24 protein-coding genes are annotated in these 26,941 nt (G+C 37.5%); 12 read left to right on the forward strand and 12 right to left on the reverse strand.

The genetic code is table 11. The features are described 5' to 3' along the window. The first annotated feature begins 37 nt into the window (after window positions 1-37). Both serC and GJU39_RS07205 read left to right on the forward strand, forming a co-directional pair. The gene (gene serC, locus GJU39_RS07200) at window positions 38-1,111 is read left to right on the forward strand and encodes a 3-phosphoserine/phosphohydroxythreonine transaminase (RefSeq protein WP_154280081.1); all 1,074 of its coding nucleotides are present in this window, start codon (window positions 38-40) and stop codon (window positions 1,109-1,111) included. A 62-nt stretch (window positions 1,112-1,173) separates the two neighbouring features. Next, window positions 1,174-2,124: a D-2-hydroxyacid dehydrogenase gene (locus GJU39_RS07205; RefSeq protein ID WP_154280082.1), complete on the forward strand. Its 951-nt coding sequence runs from the start codon at window positions 1,174-1,176 to the stop codon at window positions 2,122-2,124. Between the two features lie 43 nt (window positions 2,125-2,167). Here GJU39_RS07205 and GJU39_RS23540 read toward each other — a convergent pair whose 3' ends face one another. From GJU39_RS23540 to GJU39_RS07215, 3 genes are all read right to left on the reverse strand, one after another. Then, the gene (locus tag GJU39_RS23540; protein ID WP_209437601.1) at window positions 2,168-2,314 is read right to left on the reverse strand and encodes a hypothetical protein; all 147 of its coding nucleotides are present in this window, start codon (window positions 2,312-2,314) and stop codon (window positions 2,168-2,170) included. Further along, a complete protein-coding gene (locus tag GJU39_RS07210) occupies window positions 2,295-2,810 on the reverse strand; it encodes a hypothetical protein (protein WP_154280083.1) in 516 nt (171 codons plus the stop codon). The genes GJU39_RS23540 and GJU39_RS07210 overlap by 20 nt, the downstream gene beginning before the upstream one ends. 251 nt (window positions 2,811-3,061) lie before the next feature. Continuing rightward, window positions 3,062-3,841, reverse strand: coding sequence for an SAM hydrolase/SAM-dependent halogenase family protein (locus GJU39_RS07215; RefSeq protein WP_154280085.1), 780 nt, complete (start codon window positions 3,839-3,841; stop codon window positions 3,062-3,064). Between the two features lie 103 nt (window positions 3,842-3,944). Here GJU39_RS07215 and GJU39_RS07220 point away from each other — a divergent pair, with 103 nt between their 5' ends. The 4 genes from GJU39_RS07220 (at window position 3,945) to GJU39_RS07235 (ending at window position 7,410) form a co-directional block, all read left to right on the forward strand. Next, a complete protein-coding gene (locus GJU39_RS07220) occupies window positions 3,945-4,904 on the forward strand; it encodes a PhoH family protein (RefSeq protein ID WP_154280087.1) in 960 nt (319 codons plus the stop codon). A gap of 162 nt (window positions 4,905-5,066) precedes the next feature. After that, window positions 5,067-6,011, forward strand: a complete 945-nt coding sequence (locus GJU39_RS07225; protein ID WP_154280089.1) for a phosphoribosylaminoimidazolesuccinocarboxamide synthase — start codon at window positions 5,067-5,069, stop codon at window positions 6,009-6,011. Between the two features lie 45 nt (window positions 6,012-6,056). Beyond that, window positions 6,057-6,434 carry an STAS domain-containing protein gene (locus tag GJU39_RS07230; RefSeq protein ID WP_154280091.1) on the forward strand — a complete coding sequence of 126 codons (378 nt, stop codon included), beginning with the start codon at window positions 6,057-6,059 and terminating at the stop codon, window positions 6,432-6,434. Between the two features lie 70 nt (window positions 6,435-6,504). Continuing rightward, window positions 6,505-7,410 carry a ribonuclease Z gene (locus tag GJU39_RS07235; RefSeq protein WP_154280093.1) on the forward strand — a complete coding sequence of 302 codons (906 nt, stop codon included), beginning with the start codon at window positions 6,505-6,507 and terminating at the stop codon, window positions 7,408-7,410. Between the two features lie 332 nt (window positions 7,411-7,742). Here the strand turns inward: GJU39_RS07235 and GJU39_RS07240 are convergent, their stop codons facing one another. From GJU39_RS07240 to GJU39_RS07250, 3 genes are all read right to left on the reverse strand, one after another. Then, window positions 7,743-8,696, reverse strand: coding sequence for an MlaD family protein (locus GJU39_RS07240; protein WP_154280095.1), 954 nt, complete (start codon window positions 8,694-8,696; stop codon window positions 7,743-7,745). Between the two features lie 169 nt (window positions 8,697-8,865). After that, window positions 8,866-9,645, reverse strand: coding sequence for an N-acetylmuramoyl-L-alanine amidase family protein (locus tag GJU39_RS07245; RefSeq protein WP_154280097.1), 780 nt, complete (start codon window positions 9,643-9,645; stop codon window positions 8,866-8,868). 40 nt (window positions 9,646-9,685) lie between these two features. Beyond that, on the reverse strand, window positions 9,686-10,549 hold the full coding sequence (locus GJU39_RS07250; RefSeq protein ID WP_154280190.1) for an N-acetylmuramoyl-L-alanine amidase family protein: 864 nt from the start codon (window positions 10,547-10,549) through the stop codon (window positions 9,686-9,688). Window positions 10,550-10,623: 74 nt separating this feature from the next. On the opposite strand from GJU39_RS07250, the gene GJU39_RS07255 reads away from it, so the two are divergent. The 4 genes from GJU39_RS07255 (at window position 10,624) to trxA (ending at window position 16,415) form a co-directional block, all read left to right on the forward strand. After that, window positions 10,624-13,299, forward strand: coding sequence for a putative LPS assembly protein LptD (locus GJU39_RS07255; protein ID WP_154280099.1), 2,676 nt, complete (start codon window positions 10,624-10,626; stop codon window positions 13,297-13,299). Between the two features lie 4 nt (window positions 13,300-13,303). After that, window positions 13,304-14,557, forward strand: a complete 1,254-nt coding sequence (locus tag GJU39_RS07260) for a competence/damage-inducible protein A (RefSeq protein WP_154280100.1) — start codon at window positions 13,304-13,306, stop codon at window positions 14,555-14,557. A 47-nt stretch (window positions 14,558-14,604) separates the two neighbouring features. Further along, window positions 14,605-15,951, forward strand: coding sequence for a dihydrolipoamide acetyltransferase family protein (locus GJU39_RS07265; protein ID WP_154280102.1), 1,347 nt, complete (start codon window positions 14,605-14,607; stop codon window positions 15,949-15,951). A 167-nt stretch (window positions 15,952-16,118) separates the two neighbouring features. Then, complete coding sequence (gene trxA / locus GJU39_RS07270; RefSeq protein ID WP_154280104.1) at window positions 16,119-16,415, forward strand: thioredoxin; 297 nt, start codon at window positions 16,119-16,121, stop codon at window positions 16,413-16,415. Here the strand turns inward: trxA and pdeM are convergent, their stop codons facing one another. The 4 genes from pdeM to GJU39_RS07290 form a co-directional block, all read right to left on the reverse strand. After that, window positions 16,416-17,054 carry a ligase-associated DNA damage response endonuclease PdeM gene (gene pdeM / locus GJU39_RS07275; RefSeq protein ID WP_154280105.1) on the reverse strand — a complete coding sequence of 213 codons (639 nt, stop codon included), beginning with the start codon at window positions 17,052-17,054 and terminating at the stop codon, window positions 16,416-16,418. 78 nt (window positions 17,055-17,132) lie between these two features. Next, the gene (locus GJU39_RS07280; RefSeq protein WP_154280106.1) at window positions 17,133-19,610 is read right to left on the reverse strand and encodes a ligase-associated DNA damage response DEXH box helicase; all 2,478 of its coding nucleotides are present in this window, start codon (window positions 19,608-19,610) and stop codon (window positions 17,133-17,135) included. 90 nt (window positions 19,611-19,700) lie between these two features. Then, window positions 19,701-21,290: an ATP-dependent DNA ligase gene (locus GJU39_RS07285; protein WP_154280107.1), complete on the reverse strand. Its 1,590-nt coding sequence runs from the start codon at window positions 21,288-21,290 to the stop codon at window positions 19,701-19,703. A 3-nt stretch (window positions 21,291-21,293) separates the two neighbouring features. Then, on the reverse strand, window positions 21,294-22,322 hold the full coding sequence (locus GJU39_RS07290; protein WP_154280108.1) for a ligase-associated DNA damage response exonuclease: 1,029 nt from the start codon (window positions 22,320-22,322) through the stop codon (window positions 21,294-21,296). Window positions 22,323-22,477: 155 nt separating this feature from the next. Between GJU39_RS07290 and GJU39_RS07295 the strand changes: the two genes are divergently transcribed. Both GJU39_RS07295 and GJU39_RS07300 read left to right on the forward strand, forming a co-directional pair. Further along, window positions 22,478-23,089 (forward strand): SatD family protein, encoded by a 612-nt coding sequence (locus tag GJU39_RS07295; protein ID WP_154280109.1) that lies wholly within the window; start codon window positions 22,478-22,480, stop codon window positions 23,087-23,089. Beyond that, window positions 23,089-23,808, forward strand: coding sequence for a DUF3307 domain-containing protein (locus GJU39_RS07300; protein ID WP_154280110.1), 720 nt, complete (start codon window positions 23,089-23,091; stop codon window positions 23,806-23,808). Before GJU39_RS07295 ends, GJU39_RS07300 begins: the two co-directional genes overlap by 1 nt. 178 nt (window positions 23,809-23,986) lie before the next feature. Here the strand turns inward: GJU39_RS07300 and GJU39_RS07305 are convergent, their stop codons facing one another. Then, window positions 23,987-26,170, reverse strand: coding sequence for a S9 family peptidase (locus GJU39_RS07305; protein WP_245227716.1), 2,184 nt, complete (start codon window positions 26,168-26,170; stop codon window positions 23,987-23,989). Between the two features lie 81 nt (window positions 26,171-26,251). Beyond that, on the reverse strand, window positions 26,252-26,935 hold the full coding sequence (locus GJU39_RS07310; RefSeq protein WP_154280112.1) for a hypothetical protein: 684 nt from the start codon (window positions 26,933-26,935) through the stop codon (window positions 26,252-26,254). Between the last annotated feature and the right edge of the window lie 6 nt (window positions 26,936-26,941).

A 26,941-nucleotide genomic window follows, 5' to 3' on the forward strand; every position in this document is an offset into this window, starting at 1 on the left:
AATTTTACATTTACGCCATAAAACATTATATAATAAGATGAAGCATAATTTTGGCGCAGGCCCTTGTATTTTACCTCAAGAAGTGTTTAAACAAGCTGCACAGGCAGTTTTAGATTTTAACGATGGATTATCAATATTAGAAATTTCGCACAGAACAACCGAGTTTGAGGCAGTTGTTGCTGAAGCAGATAAGTTGGTAAAAGAGTTACTAAACGTGCCATCGGGTTATTCCGTTTTATTTTTACAAGGCGGTGCAAGTTTACAATTTGCAATGGTTCCAATGAATTTATTGGGAGATGGGCAAACTGCAAGTTATTTAGACTCTGGTGTTTGGGCAACCAAAGCATTAAAAGAAGCTAAGCTTGTAGGTGATGTAAATGTTATTGCTTCTTCCAAAGATGCCAATTACACTTTCATTCCTAAAGATTTTGAAATTCCTGCTGATAGTGCTTATTTCCATTATACATCAAACAATACTATTTATGGAACAGAGCTTTTTACGGTTCCTGAAACGAGTGTTCCGATCGTTTGTGATATGTCATCAGATATTATGAGCCGCGTAATTGATGTTTCAAAATTTGATCTGATTTATGCTGGTGCGCAAAAAAATATAGGTCCGGCAGGCTTAACTATCGTAATTATTAAGGATGAAATTTTAGGTAAAGTAGACCGTAAAATTCCATCAATGTTGAACTATCAATCTCATATTGACAATGGTTCTATGTACAATACGCCTCCGGTGTTTTCTATTTATGTTGCATTACTAAATCTTCGCTGGTTGAAATCAAAAGGTGGCGTTGCTGATATTGAAAAAGAAAACAAGCAAAAAGCTGAAGCACTTTATAGAGAAATTGATCGCAATCCATTATTCAAAGGTACATGTGCGATAGAAGACCGTTCGAAAATGAATATTTGTTTTGTAATGGAAAATGCAGCGTTAGAGAAACCATTCTTAAAATTTGCTGAAGAGCAAGGTATCATTGGAATTAAAGGACACAGAAGTGTTGGCGGTTTCCGTGCTTCTATGTATAATGCTTTGCCAGTTACGAGCGTACATGCACTCATTGAGGCCATGCAAACCTTTGAAGAAAAACAGGCAAAAGCGAATTAATTTAAATTTTTACCACAGATTTATCGGTGAAATCGCTTAAATCTGTGTAATCATATATAACCATGATTAAGATATTAGCAAACGATGGAATAGACCCTATCGGAAAAGAATTATTAGAAAAAGCAGGTTTCCAGGTGGATACAGAAACCATTCCTCAGGATCAATTGGCTGAGGCTTTGAAAAACTATGATGCCATTACTGTACGTAGTGCAACAAAGGTTAGAAAAGAGTTAATCGATGCTGTTCCAAATATTAAATTAATTGGCAGGGGCGGGGTTGGTATGGATAATATTGATGTAGAATATGCACGTAGCCAGGGTGTTGCGGTTGTAAATACACCTGCGGCTTCTTCTTTGTCTGTTGCAGAATTGGTTTTCTCTCACCTGTTTAGCGGAATCAGGTTTTTACAAGATGCTAACCGAAAAATGCCCGTTGATGGCGCTACACAATTCAACAACCTAAAAAAAGCTTATGCAAAAGGAACCGAATTAAGCGGCAAAACCATTGGTATTATTGGCTTTGGTCGTATTGGTCGTGCAACTGCAAAAGTAGCTTTAGGTTTAGGCATGAATGTATTGGCTTACGATTTATATCCATCAGAATCTGAAATCACTTTAGCATTTCAAGGTGGAAAATCAGTGAGTATTCCAATTAAAACCGTTTCATTAGATGAGGTAATAGCTGGAAGTGATTTCTTTAGCTTACATACCCCATTCGCCGATAAGCCTATTTTAGGTGCTGAAGAGTTTGCAAAGATGAAAAACGGCGTTGGCATTGTAAACTGCTCACGTGGCGGAACAATTGATGAACCCGCTTTAATTGAGGCGTTAAATTCTGGTAAAGTTGCTTTTGCAGGTTTAGATGTGTTTAATAATGAGCCTACGCCTTTGGCAGAAATTTTGACTCACCCAAAAATCTCTTTGACTCCACACATCGGGGCTTCTACAAATGAAGCGCAAGAACGTATTGGTACAGAACTTGCGACTTTAATTATTGAGCATTTTAAGAAATAGTTTATTTTGGCGTTACTAACCTGAAATGTTAGTAACGCTTTTTCTAATCTAAAGCGTTCGTTAATACCCAGTAACGATAACCCAAAATGGCTTTTTGGAAAGTAGTCAACTTATTTGGGTCTTTCTGATATAAGCTTGGCAAAATAATTTTATTTATTCTGGCCAGGATTTTAAATATTCCCTTTTTCATAACGCTGAAGTTTATTATTAAAGAAAAAGAACATCGCTATTATGATCAGAATCAAAACGATGATAATGTATGTTGAAATCCCATATCCATCTTGCTTAGCTTCTTTTTGAAGTGCCGAATTTTGATCCTGAAGTTTCTTAATGGTTTGCATGTAACCTTCAATCCGATCCTGGGAATGATCTGCAACCGCTACCTTTTGCTGGTTTTGCAAATCCTTATATTCCATCAAAATTTTCAACTCTTTAAAAATGTTGTTATCCGTCAAAACTACCTGGCGAAGGATTTCATTTGAATTTTTGATATCCTTCTTCGTTTGCCAACCAAATATCCCGGTTCGTTGATTCAAACTCTCATCATATTGTCCGAACCTTTCACTCCGTTCTGTAAGTAGCGTATTTACTTTAACCCGTTGAGAAGCATAAGCGGAAGTATCTTGTTGCGCAAACGCCTGAAGATGAATCAATAAAACAGCGCACAAATAGATGTATTTTTTCATGTTCTATAAACGTAAAAAGAGTATAAGTTGTTTGGAATGGTTAATTAGTTAGTTCATTAGCCATTGGTTCATTTAACCTGACGCCTATTTATGCTTCCATTATTGAGCGTTGCGAGGCAATGACTAATATTATGTTGAATTTTGCTTTAACCGGCTAATCTAATGACTATTAAGCAAGTGGACCTTTCAGCTTTAATCTTTAGCCTTTAAGTTTGCTTTTTTCAAATGAACTACTGAACCAATGAATTTACTTACGAATGAAATTCTACCCTAACGATATCGCCCAGATGCAGGCCGAGTAATCCGCTGGCTTTACCTTTGTTAATTGCAATTTCCAGGTGGTTACTAATGCCGAACAAGCATAATTTCTCACCTTCCTGAACCTCATTATAATGCCAGCTTAACTGTGTAATGGTTTCACTCTTCCTGAAGTATAGAGTGAAGTCGCGATTTTTTTGAATTTTAGTGAACAGATCTTTTGTGATATTGGTAATTACATTGCAAAAAGTATCAATATAAACTACACTTCCACGAATGATATCACGCTCGATAACAGGATGTAAAAGCATCTTCTGCTCAATTTCTGCTACAGGTAAACCAATGTCTTTTAACCTGCCGCCTTTGGCCAAGTGTGTAGCTGCTTTTACAAAAATATCTACAAGTGGAAAATGAAGATATTTCAAATCCTGCATGATGTTTAATTCTACCACATCTTCAGGTACATCATCAAAAAGCAAAGAAAAAATACCGTTGTCTGCCCCAACGAAATAATGATCACGGTGCTTGATTGCAATGTATTTCGTGTTCTCGCTGTATACCGAATCAATGCCGATTAAGTGTACGGTGTTCTTCGGAAAATAAGGGTAGGCATTTTTTAGAACGAAAGCCGCATAGGAAATGTTAAATGACGGAACCTCATGGGTAATATCAACTAAATTAACATTAGGCATAAGACTTAGCAGACTACCTTTAAGGGCACTCTGGTAAAAATCTTTCGAACCTAAATCTGTTGTTAAAGTAATTATACCCATTAAAAATTCAATATTATTGCTTATTCTTGTGTAGAGGCCTAAGCGTCTGCAAATATTCAAATTTTAATTAATATACCCCGATAACTTTTTAAAATACTACAGTTTGAACGAATTAAAATTAACTCTGGATACCGTAAATCCTGCTCACTTCTGGGGAGCAAACAATGAGAATTACGAAATGATTAAAGGTGCTTTCGCGAAGTTGAAACTGGTTGCGAGAGGGAGTGAGATTAAGGTTCTCGGTGATGAACAGGAACTTAAGGCTTTCGAAGATAAATTCAGTCAGCTGGTTACACACCTCGAAAAATACAGTTCACTTACCAATAATGATGTAGAATCTATATTAGGTGCCAAAGCAAATGGTGTAGTGAAAAAAGATGTTGAACAACCTACCGGAGGAGGTGGAGAAGTGATCGTTTTCGGTACAAATGGACTATTGGTTAAAGCCAGAACTGCAAATCAGCGCAGAATGGTAAGCAGTATAGCAAAAAATGATATTCTTTTTGCTATAGGACCTGCAGGAACCGGTAAAACTTATACCGCGGTTGCTTTAGCCGTTCGTGCATTGAAAAACAAAGAAATTAAAAGGATTATTTTAACACGACCTGCGGTAGAGGCAGGGGAGAACCTGGGATTTTTACCTGGCGATTTAAAAGAAAAGATCGATCCTTATTTGCGTCCGCTATACGATGCACTGGATGATATGATCCCGGCAGAAAAGCTGAAATTCTATATTGAAAACCGAACAATTGAGATTGCGCCGCTGGCATTTATGCGTGGACGAACGCTAGATAATTGCTTTGTGATCCTTGATGAGGCGCAGAATGCAACGGATATGCAGTTAAAGATGTTTTTAACACGTATGGGCCCAACTGCAAAATTTATCGTTACGGGTGATGTTACACAAATTGATTTACCTAAAAAACAAATGTCGGGCTTATTTAATGGCCTAAGAATTTTGGAAGACATTAAAGGAATTGATATTATCTATCTAAGCGGAGAAGATGTTGTGCGCCATAAATTGGTTAAAGATATCTTAAGGGCTTACGGTGATATTCAGTAAAAAATAGTCTTTAGTCTGAAGTCCAAAGTCCAATGTCTTGAGTTGTTTTTTAGAGAAAACAACGAAGACTTTGGACTTTTTCATTTAATAACCGCCTACCGACTTTAGACTAGGGACTCCGGACTTCCGACTTCCCAAGTTTTTTCCTATTTTTATGCCCTCATGAAAGCACTAAAAGAAACTCATTTCAATTTTCCCAATCAGAGCAATTATTATAAAGGTAAAGTACGCGACGTATACACCATATCCGATAAATTTATGGTGATGGTGGTATCAGATCGTATTTCTGCATTTGATGTTGTATTGCCTGAAGCTATTCCTTTCAAAGGCCAGGTGTTAAACCAGATTGCTGCAAAATTTTTATCTGCTACGCAGGATATTGTTCCTAACTGGGTATTAGATGTCCCGGATCCGATGGTTACGATTGGCCGCATTTGCGAACCTTTCAAAGTGGAAATGGTAATACGCGGTTATCTTGCAGGCCATGCATGGCGGGAGTACAGTGCAGGTAAACGCACCGTGTGTGGTGTTTCATTACCGGAAGGTTTAAAAGAAAATGATAAATTACCTCAGCCGATTATTACCCCCACAACAAAAGCATCGGTAGGTCATGATGAAGATATTTCGAGAGAAGATATTTTAGCAAAAGGAATTGTATCCTTAACTGATTACGAAAAACTGGAACAATATACATTTGATTTATACCATAGAGGAACTGAAATTGCAGCGAAAAGCGGATTGATCTTAGTGGATACCAAATATGAATTCGGCAAGGCAGATGGCGTAATTTACTTAATTGATGAAATTCATACACCAGATTCTTCCCGTTATTTCTATGCTGAAGGATATCAGGAACGTCAAAATACTAATGAACCACAAAAGCAACTGTCGAAGGAGTTTGTAAGAAAGTGGTTAATCGAAAATGGTTTTCAAGGGAAAGACGGTCAGGTGATTCCGGAAATGACACCTGATATCGTTAGTTCAATCTCTGAACGGTATATAGAACTTTACGAGCAAATTGTAGGGGAGTCTTTTGTGAAAGCGGATGCCGATGCAATTTCAAACCGCATTGAAACGAATGTTTTAAAGGCCCTTGAAACACTTTAGTATTCGAAAGAAATTTATACTTTAGTAAAATAAAGATTAAAAAGCATGAAATTTTCAGTAGATAAACACGATAAATACGTAACCCTGGAATTAAAAGAACCCAGGTTTACGAATGAGATTGCACCAGGGGTTAAATCGGAATTGTATTTGCTTAATGCAGAAGGGTTTAAAAATATTATTGTAGATCTAAGCCATATTAAGGAATGCAATGATGCTCAAGATTTGAGTTGTCTGTTAGTTGGGGATCGGCTTTGCAAATCGGCAGGTGGGTTATTTATCGTAACCGGGATTAATGATGAAATTGCACCTATTATCGAATTGTCAAACATATTCCAATCTGTAATGTTTGTTAATACATTAGAAGAAGCTACCGATTTTATCTTTATGGATGAGTTGGAAAAGGAATTCAGAGGCGATAAATAATCAATATTTTTTTACAGCACTATAGCCTCGTAGTTTTTAAAATCTACGAGGTTTTTTATATCATACCATTATGAAATTTGAAGTTACAATTCTTGGAAGTAGTTCAGCAACGCCTGTTTTTAATAGGAATCCATCTGCTCAGCTTTTGAATTGTAACGAAAAATATTACCTGATTGATTGTGGTGAGGGAACGCAGCAACAGCTTACCAAGTATAATCTCAAGGCCGCCCGCATAGATCATATTTTTATCAGTCACTTACACGGCGACCATTATTTTGGTTTGATTGGATTACTTTCAAGCCTCCACCTAAACGGCCGGATAAAGCCCATGCATATTTTTGGGCCGAAGCCTCTTTTAGAAATTCTCGAAATTCAGTTTAAATATTCAGATACGGTTTTAAGATACCCAATTGAATTTACGCCAATTGAAGCTGATGAATCACGACATATTTTTTCGAACCAGGACCTGGATGTTAAAACTATTGTTTTGAATCATCGAATCCCAACTACCGGATTTGTATTTGAGCAGAAACCGAGACAGCGGAAATTAGTTAAAGAGAAAACTGACGAAATTCCGATGGCTTACTATGCGGCATTGAAAAAAGGTATAGATGTAGAGCAGCCCGATGGAACCATCCTGAAAAGTGGAGATTATACCACTCCTGCTGATGCGCCGAGATCATATGCTTATTGCTCTGATACGATGTACGATGAGCGTTATTTCGAGACCATAAAAGGTTGTGATACGTTATATCATGAAGCAACGTTCATGCACGAGCTTTTAGATCGGGCGAATGAAACGCACCATACAACGGCCAAACAGGCAGGTGAGATCGCCAGAGACAATGGAATTACTAAACTGTTGATCGGACATTTTTCTTCGCGTTATAAAACCTTACAAATGCTTTTAGAAGAAGCACAGTCTGTTTTCGAAAATACAGAATTAGCAGTCGAGGGTAGAACTTTTCAGCTTTAGATTATTTCATTTTTACCACAAGTACATAGAGAAAAGCTACAGTGGGCACACCGTTGGGTGCAGATTAATTATTTACATATAGTCTGCGTTTATCTTCTTAAATCTGGGGAGCTCCCATGGCTAAGTTATCCCCACTGATCGCGCTAATCAAGCAGGGTTAATTTCATCGTTCAAAGATTCTTCATTGCATTCAGGATAACAAAAGAACTGAGCTAATATTTCCATAAAATCTGTTTTTCCGTGGTAAAAGAAACTACGCACTAGAATTCTTGTCACAAAAAAAGCCTTACAATTTAAAACTGCAAGGCTTTCAGCATATATAGAAATTTCTATTACTTATCTTTTTTGTTCCCTCCACCAAAAACGGAGAAGTGTACATAACGTTTAGGATTTGCTTTTAAATCGATCATCAACTCATCAAGATTTTTAGATGCACTATTAAGATTATTATACATCTTATCGTCGTTAAGCAGTAAGCCTAAACTTCCTTTACCTTCTTTAATGCCTGAGATAACGCTTTGCAGATCACCAATTGCACTATTTGCTTTATCTAACGTCTCCTTGAAATTCGCAGCTGCAAATTTGTCTGTTACCGTGTTAATGTTGGTTAAGATATCGCTGATTTTTTTATTGTTGTTATTTAAATTAGCAGTGATGCCTTCAACGTTTTTAAAAATCGCTTCAATGCGCGCACTTTCAGATCCTACTAAACCATCTACTTTCTTTGATGTTGTTTCTAACGAAGCAAGAGTCCCGGCAATGCTGTTGAAACTTTTGTCTACGTTTTTCTGGAAGTTCGGATTCAGAATGGAATTAACACTACTTAAAATAGAATCCATTTTACCAATAATAAGTTCTGCTTTCTTTTGCACTGGCTGAACCTGCTCCATTAAACCTTTCTCCACATTTGCATTTAAGGTATAGCCATCTTCTGCAATCTTCTTTGAATTACCTAATGACATTACAATCGCTTTACTACCTAAAAGGTCTGTACCTTCTAATCTGGCGATACTATTTTCCGGAATGTCATATTTGCTGTTGATGCTTAGCGTAGCTAAAATTGTACCGCTCGGCTCTAACTGCAGCTTCGCAACACGACCAATCTGATAACCATTAATTAAAATAGGTTTAGAAACGGTTAAACCGTCAACACGTGTGTATCTTGCAAAAAGTGTAGTTTCACTAGAGAAAATGGAATTGCCTTTTAAAAAGTTATATCCAATAATTAATAAAGCAATGGCAAATGCAGCTAATATACCTACTTTGGTTTCGTTCTTAATTTTCATGTGTTTCTATTTATTGGCCGCAAATTTGTTTGTGATTCAAGATTTGGCAGAGCGCTATCATTTTTATTGTGCAAAGGTATTATAATTACATAATGTTTGCACCAACGATTTTGTTTGGTATTTGTTATAATTTTTCAATTATGAGCAAAACAACATTTATAATGCCAAATTAATTTACTTCCACATCTTTCTTATACCTTTTAATAGCGGCGAGTATAGATTCGGCAATTTCGCTTTGTCCGGTACTGGAATTGATATATTTTTCTTCTTCTTTATTAGATATGAAACCAACTTCTGTTAAGATAGCTGGCATTCCGCATCGTTGTAATACTAAAACTCCCTGTTCTTTAACGCCTCTGCTCGCCCGTTTATCCCTGCTGATATAGCTATTCTGAACAAATTTGGCAAATTTAATACTTTTATCCCGAAAGGTGTTTTTCAATAAAGACATCAATATAAAGGTGCCAGGTTTATTTGGGTCGTAACCATCATACTTGCTTTTATAATTCTTTTCCAATTTTATATCTGCGTTCTCCCTAATCGCTGCATCCTGTTCTTTTAAGCGATGAGACCCTGCAACCAATGTTTCTGCTCCCTTAATATGTTTATTTCCGGGAGGCATAGAGTTACAATGGATAGAAATAAATAGATCGGCATTGGCATTATTCGCAATTTCTGCCCTGCGGTACAGGTCAACATCAACATCTTTTGTTCTGGTGTAAATTACTTTTGTGCCAGGTATTTCTTCCTGGAGTTTAGCACCTAATTTTAAAGCAACTTTAAGTGCGATGTCTTTTTCTTTCGAAAAACTTCCCGAAGCACCAGGTTTTCTACCTCCATGCCCGGGATCTATTACGATGGTTTTAACTTTATATCCTTGAGCAAATAAAACCTGACCTGAGAAGAGTGTTAAGATAAAAACTGATGTGATTAGAAGTTTAATCTTCATTTTTAGGGTATTAGGATAATATTTCTGCTATCATGAGCAATTAAAATGAGGTTTCTGCTATTCGTTTATAATTTTTTATTGCTTTAATAATTCCATCCACAATCTCTTTCTGGCCTTCCGGCGAATTCATGTAGTCTTCTTCCTCCGGATTACTTACAAAACCGATTTCGGTTAAAACGGCTGGCATTGCTGCTCTTGCCAATACGGCCAGACTTTTCTCTTGTACGCCCCGGTTAATTCTTCCGGCAGCTACATATTCCTGCTGAAGTAACGATGCGAATTTTAAACTCCTGTCCCGGTTGGTTTGCTTCATTAAAGATAGCATAATATCATTTTCAGGGGTATTGGCGATAAAACCCTCATAATTTTTCTGGTAGTTGTCTTCTAAAAACATAGCAGCATTCTCGCGTTTAATCACGTCATCCTGTTCTCCAAGTCGCCGGGTGCCGGATACAAATGTTTCAGTTCCTTTTGTTGATGTACTTTTAGCCACAATGGATCTATAAACCGGAACACTTCTTCCTTTTACCTTTTTATAATAATCCACCACACGAGATACCCTGACAGGCATATCATTTAAGTGGATGGAAATGAAAAGATCTGCTTTCGCATTGTTTGCAATATTTATCCGCTCGTATAGAGGAATAAAAATATCAGTCTCTCTCGTATAAACAATTCTGATATCTTTTATACTATCCTGAAGTGCTTTTCCTAAATTTAATGCCGTTTTCAGTGCAACATCTTTTTCTTTCGAATACACGCCATGAGTGGCGCCGTCTTTCCCCCCGTGGCCAGCATCTATAACAATTGTTTTAATTTTATATTCTTGTGCAAAGGCTTGATTATCAAATGTATTGCTAAGTGCAAAGCAAATAATAAAGGTTAAAATGGTTTTAAGATACATCAATGGTATATTTTTCACTAATTTTGAACGTTTTTGATTAAACATCTGTGCAAAAATAACATTCAAATACGAATTTGAAACTTCTTAAGAGCTCTATTTTACTAATTTCTGTCATTTTATTAACACTTGCTGTTGGTAAAGCTAACGCGTTTTCCCGTTTTTCATTGCAGCAGATCATCCAGCAAGACACTTCTAAAAAGGATACTTCCAAAAAACAATCCAAAAATACCAGTGGTCTGGATCAAAAAGTGGAGTATAAAGCCGACTCGGTGAAATACAGTAAAAACAAGAGTATCATTTACTTATATGGCAACGCCAGGGTACTCTATGGTGATTTTGAACTGGATGCAGATTTTATTCGATACGACTCTGAAAAAAAAGTAATTTTTGCCAGTGGAAGGACGGATCCTAAAACAAATAAATATGTAGGCAAGCCGATTTTTAAGTCTGGTGCCGAAGGATCAGCAATTGCAGATTCGATTTATTATAATTCGGAAACCACTCGTGCAAAAGTTTTTGGTGTGTTTTCCGAGCAGGAGGGAGGTTTCTTCTCTGGCGGGCAAAGTAAAAAGCAAATTGATGATGAACTGCACATTAAAAATGTAATGTACAGTACTTGTAATTTACCACACCCGCACTTTGGTTTAATGATATCCAAAGGTGTGGTGACCGAAAAGCAGATCATTACTGGTCCGGTTTATATGATTATCGAGGATATCCCTACGCCACTGGGCCTGCCATTTGCCTTTTTTCCCAAACCGAATAAAAGAACCTCTGGTATTATTCTACCTTCACCGGGGGAAGATGCCACAAGAGGATTTTTCCTTCAAAATGGCGGTTATTATCTTGGATTAAATGATTATTGGGATGCAAAACTTTTAGGGAGTATCTACACCAATGGTTCCTATGAAACCAGTGTAAACTCGCAGTATATCAAGCGATATAAGTATTCGGGTAACATTGGTATCAATTATGCTAGTGTCAAAAACGGCCTCGAAGGTACAGAAGCGTTTGAAAATCCGAATAAAGATTTTAGTATCCGGTGGTCCCACTCTCAAAATGCAAATGCAAACCCGGGAACAACTTTTAGTGCGAGTGTAAACATTACATCAAGCAGTTATTACACCAATACAGCAGCCAACCAAACTTACGATATCAGGGCTATTGCAAACAACACTACTAATAGTAGTATCAGTTATGCCAGAACATTCTCCAACAATATGAATTACTCGTTATCCATGACGAGTAACCAAACGTTGAGTACCAGAGATGTTTCCATCAGATTGCCGGAAGCTACATTTAACGTTCCAACATTTAGCCCCTTTGATTCAAAAACAAGGGTTGGAGAACAAAAATGGTATCAGAAAATTACCGTTGGGTATGCCTTATTAGGAACGAACGCAATTGATACCAAGGATAGTTTATTATTTCAAAATGATGGATTGAAGCGATTACGATCGGGTTTCTCTCATAACATTCCCGTAAATATGTCTTTCACGGCATTGAAATATCTAAACTTTTCACTCGGTGGTACCTATAATGAGGTTTGGAATTTTCAGTCTATTCGTAACCGCTACACCAGGTTTGCCGATGATACTTATACAGCGAGAACTGATACCATTAGTGGTTTCAAAAGGGCAGGTAGTTATAATCTATCGACCAGCATGTCGACTAAAATTTACGGTTTGAAGGTTTTCAAAAATCTTGGAAACATTAAAGCCTTGCGACATGTAATGACACCGAATGTATCTTTCAATTATTCTCCGGATTTTACCAGAGCAGGAAAGGGACCGTTTGAAGCTATAATCGATCAGAATGATCGGCCTATTGTTGATGCCAACGGTATTCCACTTACTTATTCTACTTTTCAGGGAATGGCTTATCAAGGATCTTTTTCCGGTAAAAGCGCTTCAATAGGATTTGGCGTAGATAATACTGTTGAGTTAAAAGTGAAATCGAGCAAAGATACAACAGGTACAGGAGAACGAAAAATTCCGATTATCCAGGGGTTGAGCATTAACGGCTCTTATAATTTCTTAGCAACAAGAAATAAACTTTCTACCCTAGGTTTTAGTGGACGCTCACAGTTTACAGATAAATTGGGTATAAACTATAATGGTACATTTGATCCTTACGACATTGAAGAATCAAGAGATGCGGCCAATAACATCATCAGAAATGCTGATGGAACTCCCGTATACATTAGAAGTAACACCTATCTGTTAAAAAGAGGCAGATTGGCCAGATTAACATCGATAGGCTTCTCGTTTGATTACAGTCTAAATCCGGAAGCATTAAAGAAAAAAAATGAAGCAAATGATAAATTAAATGAAACAGCCAAGAATAAAGGTTTATCTCCGCTACAGTCTGAGCAACTTTCTGCTATCAGCCGTGATCCAAATGCCTTTGTTGATTTTAACATTCCCTGGAATTTTTCATTTTCTTATAGCTTTCAGTATTCCAATGATTTAGGCGTAAGCAGGACAAGTAATACACTTAACTTTAATGGCGATTTAAACCTGACACCCAAATGGAAGGTGACTTTCAATTCGGGATATGACTTTCAAAATAATGGTTTAACGCCAATGAACATTGGAATTTACCGTGATTTGCATTGCTGGGATATGAGTGTTAACTGGGTACCATACGGAGCTTATAAAAGTTATTCGTTAACACTTAAAGTAAAGGCATCAATTTTGCAAGATTTAAAACTGAGCAAGAGACAAGGTTTTTACAACACATATCAATAAATTTATGTTAGCTGAAATAATAACCATTGGTGATGAAATACTCATTGGCCAAATCGTTGATACCAATTCTGCCTGGATGGCTAAACAGCTAAATCTAATTGGTGTTTCTGTCAAACAGATTACCTCAGTTTCTGATGATGAAGCGCATATCCTGTCTTCACTTGCGCAGGCAGAGGAAAGGGCCGATCTGATTTTGATTACCGGAGGTTTGGGGCCAACAAAAGATGATATTACGAAAAAGACGCTGGCGAAGTATTTCGGTATGGGTTTTCGCAGTGATGCAGGTGCACTGGAAATGGTCACCTCTATTTTTAAAAAATACAATAGGCCATTAATAGATATCAATATTCAGCAGGCAGACGTTCCTGATGGTTGCGAGGTCATTGTAAACAAGAACGGAACCGCGCCATGTATGTGGTTCGAACAAAATGATAAAATATTCGTTTCAATGCCAGGTGTTCCATTTGAAATGATGTATTTAATGGATGATGAGATTTTACCCAGAATCAAATCCAGATTTACATTACCATCAATTGTTCACAAAACTATTTTAACCGCGAACATTGGAGAATCTTTCCTGGCAAAGGAAATTGAAGAAATCGAAGATATCCTTCCAGATCATATTAAACTGGCTTACTTACCGAAATTAGGACAGGTGCGTTTGCGTTTATCTGCCAAAGGAACTGACGACACAACTTTGAATCAAGAGGTTGAAGTTTATGCAAAACAAATCATATCGAAAATTCAGAAGTTTGTTGTTGTTGATGAAGATGTTCCGTTTGAAAAAGCGATTTTAAATATAATGAAAGATCGTGGAGTGACACTATCGACCGCAGAAAGTTGTACAGGTGGTTATATTGCCCATTTGATTACACAACATCCTGGCTGTTCATCAGTTTATTGGGGTGGGGCAGTGGCTTATGCTTACGCATTAAAAGAATCTATTCTCGGGGTTCAGGAAAGTACGCTGAATCAGTTTGGTGCCGTGAGTGAGGAAACAGTAAAAGAAATGGCAGAAGGTGCTATAAAACATTTCAAAACAGATTACGCCATTGCGGTAAGCGGCATAGCAGGGCCGGATGGTGGAACAGATGATAAGCCGGTGGGCACAGTTTGGATTGCCATTTCAAATAAAAATAAAACGGTAGCTAAAGTGTTCACCTTCAGCAACAAACGTATTCAAAATATCGAACGTTCTGCTGCATCGGCATTAACGATGCTCTTAAATCTACTTAAGGAAGACGGGTTGAAAGAATAAAAACTGTATTTTTGTGGCAATACCAATATAATATACTTTAGTTTAATATGGCTCAATACGAATTATTGTTACCAAAAATGGGTGAGAGCGTTGCCGAAGCAACGGTAATTAAATGGGTAAAACAGCCTGGTGATACTATTGATTTAGATGATACTATTTTAGAGATTGCAACCGATAAGGTTGACTCTGAAGTACCGTCGCCTGTTGCTGGTAAATTGGTCAAACAACTATTTCAGGAAAATGACGTTGCGCAAGTAGGTGATGTGATTGCAATTATAGAAACTGAGGGAACTTCTGAATCAAAGGCGGAAGACCAGGCAACTGCCCCCGCCACTCCTGAAGAAAAGCCAGCGCCTATTCCAGGTATTGCACAACTTCCGGTAGAAAATGTAACTGCACCAGCTAATTTTTCAGCCTCAGACCGGTTCTATTCTCCATTGGTTAAAAGCATTGCTTCTCAAGAAAATATCCCGGTTTCAGAATTGGATGCAATCAAAGGATCTGGTGCTGATGGCCGTTTAAACAAGGATGATTTATTAAATTATATTGCGAATAAAAATGGAGGTAGTCAAGTTCCTCCATCGCCTGTATCTGCTTCAACTTCTGTTCCTGTGGTCGAAATGCCTTCGCCGCCTAAAGTTGATCCTCCTGGTGCAAGTAAACCATCCACAACATCGGTTTCCGGTGGGGATGAGATTATTGAAATGGACAGAATGCGAAAACTTATCGCAGATCATATGGTGATGAGTAAAACGACTTCACCTCATGTAACTTCATTTGTAGAGGCCGATGTAACCAATATGGTACTATGGCGCAATAAGGTGAAAAATGCTTTCGAGAAGCGCGAAAATGAAAAAATTACTTTTACCCCGATTTTTATAGAGGCAGTAGCAAAAGCAATTAAAGATTTCCCTATGATTAATGTTTCTGTTAACGGAACACAAATTATTAAGAAGCGGGATATTAATATCGGCATGGCTGCTGCTTTACCAAGCGGTAACCTTATTGTGCCTGTAATTAGAAATGCGGATCAATTAAACCTGGTTGGTTTAACTAAGGCCGTAAACGACCTTGCTTTAAGGGCAAAAAATTCCAAGTTAAAACCTGATGAAACTCAAGGGGGAACATTCACGTTAACAAATGTTGGTTCTTTCGGGAATGTAATGGGTACGCCAATCATTAACCAACCTCAGGTAGCCATTTTGGCTGTTGGTGCCATTAAAAAGAAACCTGCAGTTTTAGAGACAGCACATGGCGATGTAATTGCTATTCGCCACATGATGTTTCTTTCACTTTCTTATGATCACAGAGTGGTTGATGGTTCTTTAGGCGGGATGTTCGTTCGCAGGGTTGCAGACTATCTGGAAAACTGGGATTTTAATAGAGAGATTTAAAAATAAAATTCACGAGGCCGAGGCTCATAAAAACGTTATCTACGCTCCGATTCATATTTTATGGATTGGAGCATTTTTATTTCAAGCGTAACTTCTCCAAACCATTCGAATTGCTTATTGTTTTTAGTAAATAGTAAATAGTAAATAGTAAATAGTAAATAGTAAATATGTCTAAATTTTCGGAATTAATAAATAGCGAAAAACCTGTTCTAATCGATTTCTTTGCCGAGTGGTGTGGCCCTTGCAAAATGATGAAACCAATTTTGGAGCAATTGAAAAGTCAGGTTGGCGATGCTGTTGCCATCATCAAAGTTGATATCGATAAGAATCCAGGTGCAGCATCGGCATATAATGTACAAAGTGTTCCTACCTTAATGTTATTTAAAGGGGGTAAACAATTATGGAGACAAAGTGGGGTGGTACAGGCAGCACAGCTGAAGCAAGTTATAGATTCGAATCGGTAGCTAAACTTCTAATACATTACCAGGCGTTACTGCAAAAATTCTTTCTTTTGTTTTAGGGTAAATGTTGTATAGTCCTGTGAATAAGCTAAATGCGGGCAAGACTGCATATTCATTGCCAAAATAAAAACAAGGGAATTTTAGGCGTTGTTTTGCTTTTCCAACAATGGTTACCCCCGGATGGATATGGCCACTAATGGGATAAAGTTCTTCTTTAGTATTTTGCGGAGCATCATGAATAAAACAAAAGGGACCTAAGCAAAAACTTGGTTCATGAATTTCAATATGCATGGCTGCATAATCTGCAGAAGTTAGCCGGTCGTGATTTCCTTTTACCAGTAACAGATGGAGGTTCTGATATTGCTTTTGCCAAACTGCAAAGTCATCAATATCGGCGTTTAAGCCATGATGAAACATATCGCCGTTGATCAATAACGTTTCTGGCTTATATTTTTCGATAAGTAAACTTAAGCGATGTAAATCGCTTTGTGCTATGGTAGATGGCACCTGAACACCTGCTTGCCGAAAGTGAGCAGATTTACCCAGATGCAAATCGCTAATGGCTAAAAGTTGGTGTTTTGGTAAGTATAAAGCCCTTTCCTTATCTAAAATCAGTTCTTCCCCGTGGCTTGTTATGGTCATTGTATTTTTTCCTATTGTCATCCTGAGCTTGTCGAAGGACTTTTGAGGTGTTTCGACAAGCTCATCATGACAGGTGATTTATATAATTTTCTCTGATTCGGCTTTCATTCTGGCGATTCGTTGTTCCAATTCTTCCGAGCTCATATTTTCTCTTAAACTATCAACTTTAATTGGAAAAGATAATGGCGTGAAACTTTCAGGATTGGTAATTATAATTGCTCCGTTCTGAATCCGGTCCAAAGCAGCGGCTAATCTTGGTTCTTCCAGTTGTTGGTAAAATACTTCATCGTATGCCTGGCGCAAAAGTAAATTATGTTTGTCGTAATCACTAAAAACATTAAAAAATAAACCTGCAGATGACTGGAGGTGTTTATTGGCTACGTATTTTCCCGGATAACCCTGGAAAACCAAACCAGATATACAGGCAATATCCCGGAATTTCCTTCGGGCCATTTCTGTTGAATTAATACTTAAAGTAATATCGTCTGTTAAATTTTTGGGCGAAAATACTTCGTAAGCGATGGATTCATCCATAGGGATTTCAGTTTCACTTAAGAGTTCAAAGCCATAATCGTTCATTGCGATGGAAAAGCTAATTGGTAGTAATTTACTTAAACGATAAGCGACCAAAGCTGCTAAAACCTCATGAACCAATCTTCCTTCGAAAGGATATGCAAAAAGGTGAAACCCTTCTTTATTGTTAATTAATTCGATCAGTAATTCATCATTTCTAGGTACATGCGATCGTTTTTCCTGCAGTAAAAATAGCGGATAAACGGAGTCAAGTTCCTCATCCTGATGGGTTTTGTCAAGTGCTTCATTGTATTTTCTACGTAAAACAGCACCCAGATTTGATGAGAGTGGCAATCTGCCCCCATTCCAGCTTGGAGAGATGGCATTTTTCTGTTTACTGTTTCTAACAATAACAGTCATGTCTTTCACCTGAACAAATTCCAATACCCGCCCGGCTAATCTGAAATTATCGCCAGCTTTCAGGCGGGTAACAAAATATTCTTCAACCATGCCGATATAACCACCAGAAAGAAATTTGACTTTTAACATGGCATCACTTACAATGGTACCGATATGTAATCGATGACGCATCGCTAATTGCCGGCTTTTAACTTTCCAAAGTCCATCTTCATCTTTCGTAACCTTTTTAAATTCATTATAAGCGCCTAAGCTATCGCCACCTGAAGTAATGAATTGCATTACCCATGACCATTCTTCCGGCAAAATCAGTTTGAAGGCATGGGTATTTTTGATTTCCTCAAAAATAATTTTATCATCAAAACCGTCTCCAATGGCAAGCGTAACCAGGTATTGAACCAAAGTATCAAATACCATAATAAATGGTTCACGGCTTTCTATATTATTATTTTTAGCGGCTTCTTTAATCGCTGCTGCTTCGACTAATTCCAAAGCATGCGTTGGCAGGAAATAAATTTTAGAAACTTCGTGAGGGGAGTGACCTGAGCGGCCGGCACGTTGCAAAAACCTGGCGACCCCTTTTGGTGATCCTACCTGTACAACTGTATCAACAGGTTTAAAATCTACTCCTAAATCTAACGAAGAAGTTGCGATTACGGCTTTTAATTGCCCGGTGTGTAAGGCATCTTCGATCCAGTTTCGGAGTTCAAAATCAATGGAGCCATGGTGGATGGCAATCCTGCCTGCAAGTTCTGGTTCGAGGTTTAGTAAATGTTGATACCACATCTCAGACTGCCCTCTGGTATTGATGAAGATTAAGGTTGTTTTGCTTTTTTCGATGATGGGTAATAACTTATAAGCTAATTTCAAACCCAGGTGGCCGGCCCATGGCAAGGTTTCAATATCATCAGGTATGATGGATTTGATAATGATTTTTTTTTCTAAATCTGCTTTTACAATAATCCGTTTAGCTTCCAGGTTTGGTTCTAAAACATCAAGTGCTTCTTCAATATTTCCGATGGTTGCAGAAATTCCCCAAACCCTTAAAAATTGGTTTTTCTCTAATTTTTGTAATCCTTTTATTCTCGATACAGCAAGTTCTACCAATACACCACGTTTACTACCTAGCAGTTCATGCCATTCATCGGCAACAATACATTTTAAGTTCTTGAATAGGGTAGAGGAACCTTTTTGTGCCAGGAGTAGATGCAGACTCTCTGGTGTAATTAATAAAATTTCGGGCATTGACTTCTTCTGCTGAACCTTTTCTGCCTGCGAGGTATCACCATTTCTTACGCCTACATGCCAGTCTAAATCCAGCTCGAGTAAAGTTTCTCTCATGGCTCTGGCTACATCTTTCGCCAACGATCTGAGCGGCGTAATCCAGATGAGTTGTAAACGATCTTTTGCTTTTTTGTTATTTATTTCGGATGCATTTAAAGCCTCAATAACCACTGCTAAAAACAAAGAAAACGTTTTACCAAAACCAGTTGGGGCATTTACCAAACCGCTGTAACCATTGAGATAGTATTGCCAGGCATCCTCCTGAAATTGAAAAGGCTTGCGCTTATTTAATTTCAGCCAGGATTTTATCTTTTTATAACCTTTGGTTTTGGTTTGATCCATGTTGATATGGGGAACTAATTTAAATCGTTTTTATGAGATTACTAAATCGCTAATGTTGTAGGGTGTTTCTTTCCTTTCATAATAAAGTTTTTAAAACGTAGATTCTAATAGCTGCCTCAAGTCTTCCAGTGTGTTAATTTCATCAGCCTTTTTATCTTTTCTCCAACGTAAAATGCGTGGAAAGCGAAGTGCTAATCCTGCTTTATGCCTTTTACTTTCGGCAATTCCTTCGAATGCAATTTCGAAAACTAATTCTGGTTTCACAGTACGTACCGGTCCAAATTTTTCAATGGCATTTTTAGTTACAAATGAATTTACTTCTTTAATTTCTTTATCCGTTAATCCCGAATAAGCTTTTGCAATGGTGACTAAATTTTCTCCATCCCGAACGGCAAAGGTATAATCTGTAAAGAAATTTGCTCTTCTGCCGCTCCCTTTCTGGGCATAAATCATTACCGCGTCTACGGTATAGGGGTTAATCTTCCACTTCCACCAATCGCCACGTTTTCTGCCGCTGTGATAATGCGAGCTCAGCTTTTTAAGCATAATCCCCTCGCTATTAATGGAGCGTGAGGTTTGCCTCAACTCTGCCAGTTCTTCCCAGCTTTTGCAGTTAATTACCGGAGAAAGTATTACAGCGCTTTCTTCTAAATTTCCAATTAACTGTTCTAAGACTGCTCTTCTTTCGCTTAAAGGGTGTTCACGAAAATCTTTAGCTTCAAACTCTAAAATATCATAAACAAAAAAGCCTATAGGAGCATCTTCCAATTGCTTTTTGTTAATTGTTTTACGATTTAAACGTTGCTGTAAAGTGCTGAAAGATAAAACCTGTTTATCTTGTACGGCGAGGATTTCTCCATCAATTACAACGCCGTCAGGTAAAACATCAATTAAAAAATATAACTCAGGAAACTGTTCTGTTACCAATTCTTCTCCACGACTCCAGATAAAAAGTTCACCATTTCTTTTCACAATCTGTCCGCGGATGCCGTCCCATTTCCATTCTGCTTGCCATTCTGAAATATCGCCTAACTTTTCGGGTTCCTGTTCCAGCGCATAAGCGAGGCAAAAGGGGTAAGGCCAGGAATTATCAGTATTCACGTGAACACCGTTGATCAGTTCATGAAAGGTAATTTCATATGGATTCCACTTACCCATAATGCTATGCATGATCTGAGCACTATCTAAACTGCTTTGTTTAGCCAAAGCATTCACAAGCATTTTATTGGAAACCCCTATTCTGAAATTTCCTGAAATGAGTTTATTAAAAATAAAGCGCTCCTGTGTTTCCAGGTGATTCCAGGCATTTAAGATGAATTCTTTTTTTGTTTCATCATCTTTCCCTTCTAAATCGTGCAGCTCTTCAATCCATTTATGTAATTGCAGATCTGATGTATTTTCGGCAGGCGGCAGGAGCAGGGCAATGGTTTCACTTAAATCGCCCACGTTAGCGTAACTTTCAGAAAATAACCATTCGGGTGTTTGTGTAATATCGATGGCCCAATATTTAAGTAATGCTGATTTAATCGGGCGTTTGGGTTTTTTACCCGTAAAAAGTGCAATTACCCAAATTTTATCTTTATCATCTGCATCGTTAAAATAATCTACCAATGCAGTGATTTTATCATTCGTTTTATTGCTCTGTTCGAGCTTTTGAATTAACCTGGCGAAACGTTTCATAATCTATTTATTATCGTTTTGTTCGGCTAAATCTACTTTATTCTCTTCATCGTCTTCCTGGCCAAATTTGGTCATCACTTCTTCTGATTCAATACCGCTGTCGTTTAAAAACCGACTAAATGCGGCAGTAAAGCCATGCGTTACATAAACCTTTTCTGCTCCCGTTGCTGTAATAGCATCCATTAATCCGGGCCAGTCTGCATGATCACTTAAAGCAAAGCCCGCGTCTGCACTTTGCCATCGTCGGTGTGCACGAACCTGCATCCATCCTGAGCAAATGCCAGTTACAGGATGTGATAAGTTTTTAATCCAACGGCTATCTCTCATCGCCGGAGGAACAATTACAATCCCTTTTTGTAACTCATCTTTGGTGGTTTCTGGCATAATGCGAATGGTGTCAGGCAAATTAACACCAGCATTAATAATCACCTCATTTAAGTTTGCAATGCTGTTGTGCACGTAAATGGGTACATTACCAGCAAGGTTTTTAATCAGTCGTTGTGCTTTCCCTAAGCTATAAGCAATTAATACACTTGTTTTTTGTGCGTCTATATTATCACTAACCCAGTTTTTGATACCATTGAAAACAGCATCTTGTTTTTGCCACTTATAAACAGGCAAACCAAAAGTGCTTTCAGAAACAAAAGAGTGGCATTTAACAGGCTCAAATACATCACTAATACCATCATCTTCCGTTTTATAATCACCGGAGATAACACATACTTCCCCTTTATATTCTAAACGAACCTGTGCAGAACCAATGATATGACCAGCAGGATAAAACGATATATCTACACCATTGCGAACAATACTTTCACCGTAGTTTAAAGTTTCTACGTTTAAATCTTCGCTAATGCGGCGTTTAATAATAGGTTTGGTGAGTGTATGGCATAGGTAATATTTGTTGCCAAACCTAACATGGTCGCTATGCCCATGTGTAGTTACGGCATAATCTACCGGCCACCAAGGGTCTACATAGAAGTCTCCTTGCTTACAATAAATGCCTCTTTTGGTAAATTCGATTAATGCCATGCATAGTAAACAACAAATCAGGCTTTAAGTTTTATAGTAATATCGGGTAATTAGCCGATAATCTTAAATATCGGGTAATTAGCCGATAATCCTAAATATCGGGTAATTAGCCGATAATTTTTGTATAATTAGAAATTTAAGGATATCTTAGTAAGATGATTTGCATTATAACAGGTGATATTGTAGGATCCAGAAAATTGAAGGACAGCTGGTTAGCTGATTTAAAAAGTGCCTTAAAGCTAGTCTCCAGGCAGAATAGCAAATGGGAGATATATAGGGGGGATAGCTTTCAGGTGGAGGTTGAACCCGAAAATGCGATTAAGACCGCTGCTTATTTAAAGGCATGTATCAGGATAAATAAGCCAGCTGATGTGAGAATGGGCATAGGTGTTGGAGCTATTAAGAGTAAGCGGAAAAAGCTTTCAGAATCTGATGGAGATGCTTTTGTGAACTCTGGTGCTGCATTTGATAGTTTAAAACAGGCAAAAGTTAATTTGGCGATCAAAACTGATTTTCCTGATTTTGATGAAGAAATTAATATAATGATCAGGCTTGCATTGATTGCAATGGATAGTTGGGGAATTGTAGCAGCAGAAATGGTAAAGCTTGCGTTAGAACACGAGAATTTATTGCAAAGTGAACTGGCTGCTATTTCGGGAAGAACACAATCGTCTGTAAGCGAGGCTTTAAAGCGTGCGCATTATTCAGAATTGATAGATATGGATAGGTTGTTTCGTAAAAAATTGAACCAAATATTAACCAAATAATGGATATTATTTTAATTAAACTTGTAATTGCCCATTTAATTGGAGATTTTTTTCTTCAACCAGGTTCCTGGGTAAAAGACAAAGAAACTAAGAAGCTAAAATCAGGCAAACTTTATTTACATGTACTGGTTCATGTGGCATTGATATTTCTAGTGTTTCTAGATTTTGGTATTTGGAAGGTAGCCTTAAGTATCGGTATAATTCATTTAGGGATTGATGCTTTAAAATCTGTATTTCAGACTAAAAAGAATGCCAGAATCTTATTTTTTGCTGATCAGGTTTTACACTTTGGCTCCATGATATGGATATGGCATATTTTTTATAATGGGTATTTAGATAGCAGTTATTTAAATGAAACTAAAACCTGGATTTTAATTTCAGGTGTGTTGTTTTTAACTATGCCTACGTCAATAATGATGAAAGTGATTATTGCGAAGTGGCTACCCGAAAGTAATGATGAAAGCCCTAAATCGTTGCAAAATGCAGGAAAATATATTGGAATTTTAGAACGTGTGTTAATTTTCGTTTTTATATTAACCAATCATTTTGAAGCTGTTGGGTTTTTGCTTGGAGCGAAATCTATTTTCCGTTTCGGAGATTTAAAAGAAGCGCACGACTTAAAACTAACAGAATACGTATTAATCGGAACCTTACTTAGCTTTGGCATTGCGATAGTTGTTTCATTGCTTACAGCTGGCATAACAGGAAATAAGCTTTAAGAAATTTGCATAGGCATTTAGCGATACAAACTTAAATAGCAGCACATGTTTTGCGTTCTAAACCCGATTGAAATGGAAATACTTTTTTAGTAAACCAGTAGTAGGGTTGAAAAAGATTGAAATGAAAAGCGGGGCTATCGAATCCGATTCCCCGCTGAAATTGCTTTACAGATATATATTATCTTGCTCCCGGAGGACAATTGTCTTTTAAGAACTTAGTATAAGTAAGCGACAGATGTTCACTAGTGCCTTCGCCTTCAGAAATGCTATGGGTGCGGTTTGGGTAACTCATCAATTGAAAAACCTTTTTGTTTTTAATTAATTCATTGATTAACATCTCCGCATTTTGGTAGTGAACATTATCATCTCCTGTACCATGAATGTATAATAAATTACCTTTTAAGTTTTTAGCATAGGTAACAGGAGAACCCTTAATATAAGCTTCTTTGCTTGGAAATGGCGTACCCATATAACGTTCCTGATAAATATTATCGTAAGTTAACTGGTTGCCTACTGCTGCAATGGATATCCCTGTTTTGTAAATTTCAGGGTATTGGAACATCAGGTTCAAAGTAGATGAACCACCACCGCTCCAGCCCCAAACGGCAACACGGTCTTTATCCATAAATGCATTGGTTGCCAATAGTTTTTTAGCCGCCATTGCCTGATCGCGAATATTTAGCACACCAATATTTTTATAAATACTTTTGCGCCATACTGCACCTTTTGGAACAGGTGCACCACGGTTATCCATTGAAATATAAATGTAGCCATCTTTCGCCATATCTCCGGCGTATAAACCATTTCTACCTGCACCATAAGTATCGGCAGCAGTTTGCGAAGCGGGTTCGCCATAAACATAGAATACAACCGGATATTTCTTATCAGGATTAAAGTTATCTGGTTTTTTCATCCAGCCATCTAATTCCACACCATCTTCTGTAGTTACTTTAAAAAATTCTACTTTATTTTTTGTAGTTTCTTGCTTAGATAATTGTGTGCTGATGCTTCCATCCATAGTGAATGGATTGCCGGTTGTAAAATTCATCCATTCCGTAATTGGTCTTACAACCGAACTGTTGTAAGTATGACGGGCAAATGCGGCATTCGGAGATATGTCATAATTGTGCGTTCCTGGTAAAATAGAAGGGGTTACTTGTTCTAATTTGCCTTTCCCATCCAACTTTGTTTTAAACAAATACTTCTGTGTTGCATTGGTTGGTGAAGCAGTAAAATAAACGTAATTGTTCTTCTCGTCTATTAATTTCACATCAATTACATCGTAATTTCCTTTCGTAACCAAAGTTTGTTTCTTACCATCGCGACTCATTCTATATAAGTGATTCCAGCCATCTTTATCCGATAGAATGGTAAACTCTTTATTGTCTGCTAACCATTCCCATTCATCTTGTGCATCTATCCAGGCTTTGGCTTTTTCGGTATAAATTGCTTTTGCTGTGCCAGAGTTAGCATCACAAATAAAAACTTTACTCTCGTTCTGCTCACGGCTTAATTGCTGTAAAATGATCTCATTGCTGTTTGGAACCCATTGCATCCGTGGAATGTAATGCTGAACATTATCTCCGGGAACATTTAGCCAGTTTGTTTTTGCTGATGCGATATCTACAACGCCTACTTTGCAAGCTGATGGATTTTCGCCAACTTTAGGATATTCTACAGGAATGGTATAAGGATAGATAGAATCGGTATTGTTGATCATCAAAAAGTTTTTAATTTTTGTAGCATCTATTTGCCAGTAAGCAATTGTTTTGCTGTCTGGACTCCATCTAAAACCATCGCGACAATTAAACTCTTCTTCGTAAACCCAATCAAAAGTTCCGTTAATCATTCGATCAGTTCCATCTGTTGTTAATGCTTTGGAACCAGTTCCATTAACATTTTCTACATATAAGTTATGTTTGCTTACATAAGCGACCTTTGTTCCATCGGGTGAAATTTTGGCAAACATTAAAGAGGAGGCAGGTCTGTCTTTTCCAATTTGAGTAATTTTATTGTTGGTTAAATCTGCTAACCAGTAGTCGCCACGGGTATCATAACGCCAAACCTTTTTACTATTGGTATAGATTAAGGCTTTTGTACCATCTGTAGAAAACTGAAAACTTCGTACGGCTATTGCGTTACTTTTTCCTGATGGAGTTAACAAGGTTTTTGAAACCACCGTTTTCTTATCATTTTTAGGAAGTGTTACTGAAATAATTTCTCCGCTTGAGATCTGATAATAAGAATTTCCATCTTTTGCCCAGTTTATACCTTGTGCTTTTGAGTCAAATACCGCAAAAACAACTATGGAAAGAAGTGATAATTTGAATAATAAGTTTTTAATCATATAAATTTTGGTCATAAAAAAAGCTTTTTAACTTTTCGGCTAATTTAGATAAAAAGCCGGCAGTTAAAAAGCCTTATATTAATTGAAAGTGGTTAATTATTCACCACCACCTTGCATTTTAGCCAGGTCCTCCATAGTAACTACTTCGTAACCACTTGGAACATCTTTAGAGATTGCCCCAACTTTACCTTCTGCAATAGATTTAAGGGTAGTAGTGGTTTCAATACCTCTTTGCACTAAAGTATATTTTACAGGGAAAGCTGCAAGACCTGGAAAGTAGTTTTGCGAACCAACGTTTGGTAAATCTACTTCTTTAGTAGCCCAAAGCTCATGAGCACCACCTTTATCATCTTTGAAAGTGTATTTTTCTGCGCTAAAACCACCAACAGTTTGTTTCTCGCCAGTACCTTTGAAATCTGAATATTTTGGTAAATCGCCCATTACTTTTGCAACATCTTCTTTAGATTGTTTAACCGCAAATTGTTTTTGAGCAACTGGTACATCAATTAAAAGTAAACCAGTTTTATCATTATTGTCAGAAACAATTCCAATCAATGCCGGCCCTTGTTCCATTTCTATTTTAGTAAGGCCGTTATTAAATTTAACCTTCAACTCTGCAGGTGGTTCCTGACCGCCCATTGCAGATTTTTGCTCGTCTGTTAATTTATATTCCAGACCGTAAGTAAGAGTGCCTTCAGTTATTTTTTTTTGGGCGTGAGCGATTACAGCTGTACCTACTAATATAAAGGCTACAACACTTGTTTTAATTGATTTGAACATGTTTTT

This window comes from Pedobacter petrophilus, from assembly GCF_009674725.1.
GTDB lineage: Bacteria > Bacteroidota > Bacteroidia > Sphingobacteriales > Sphingobacteriaceae > Pedobacter > Pedobacter petrophilus.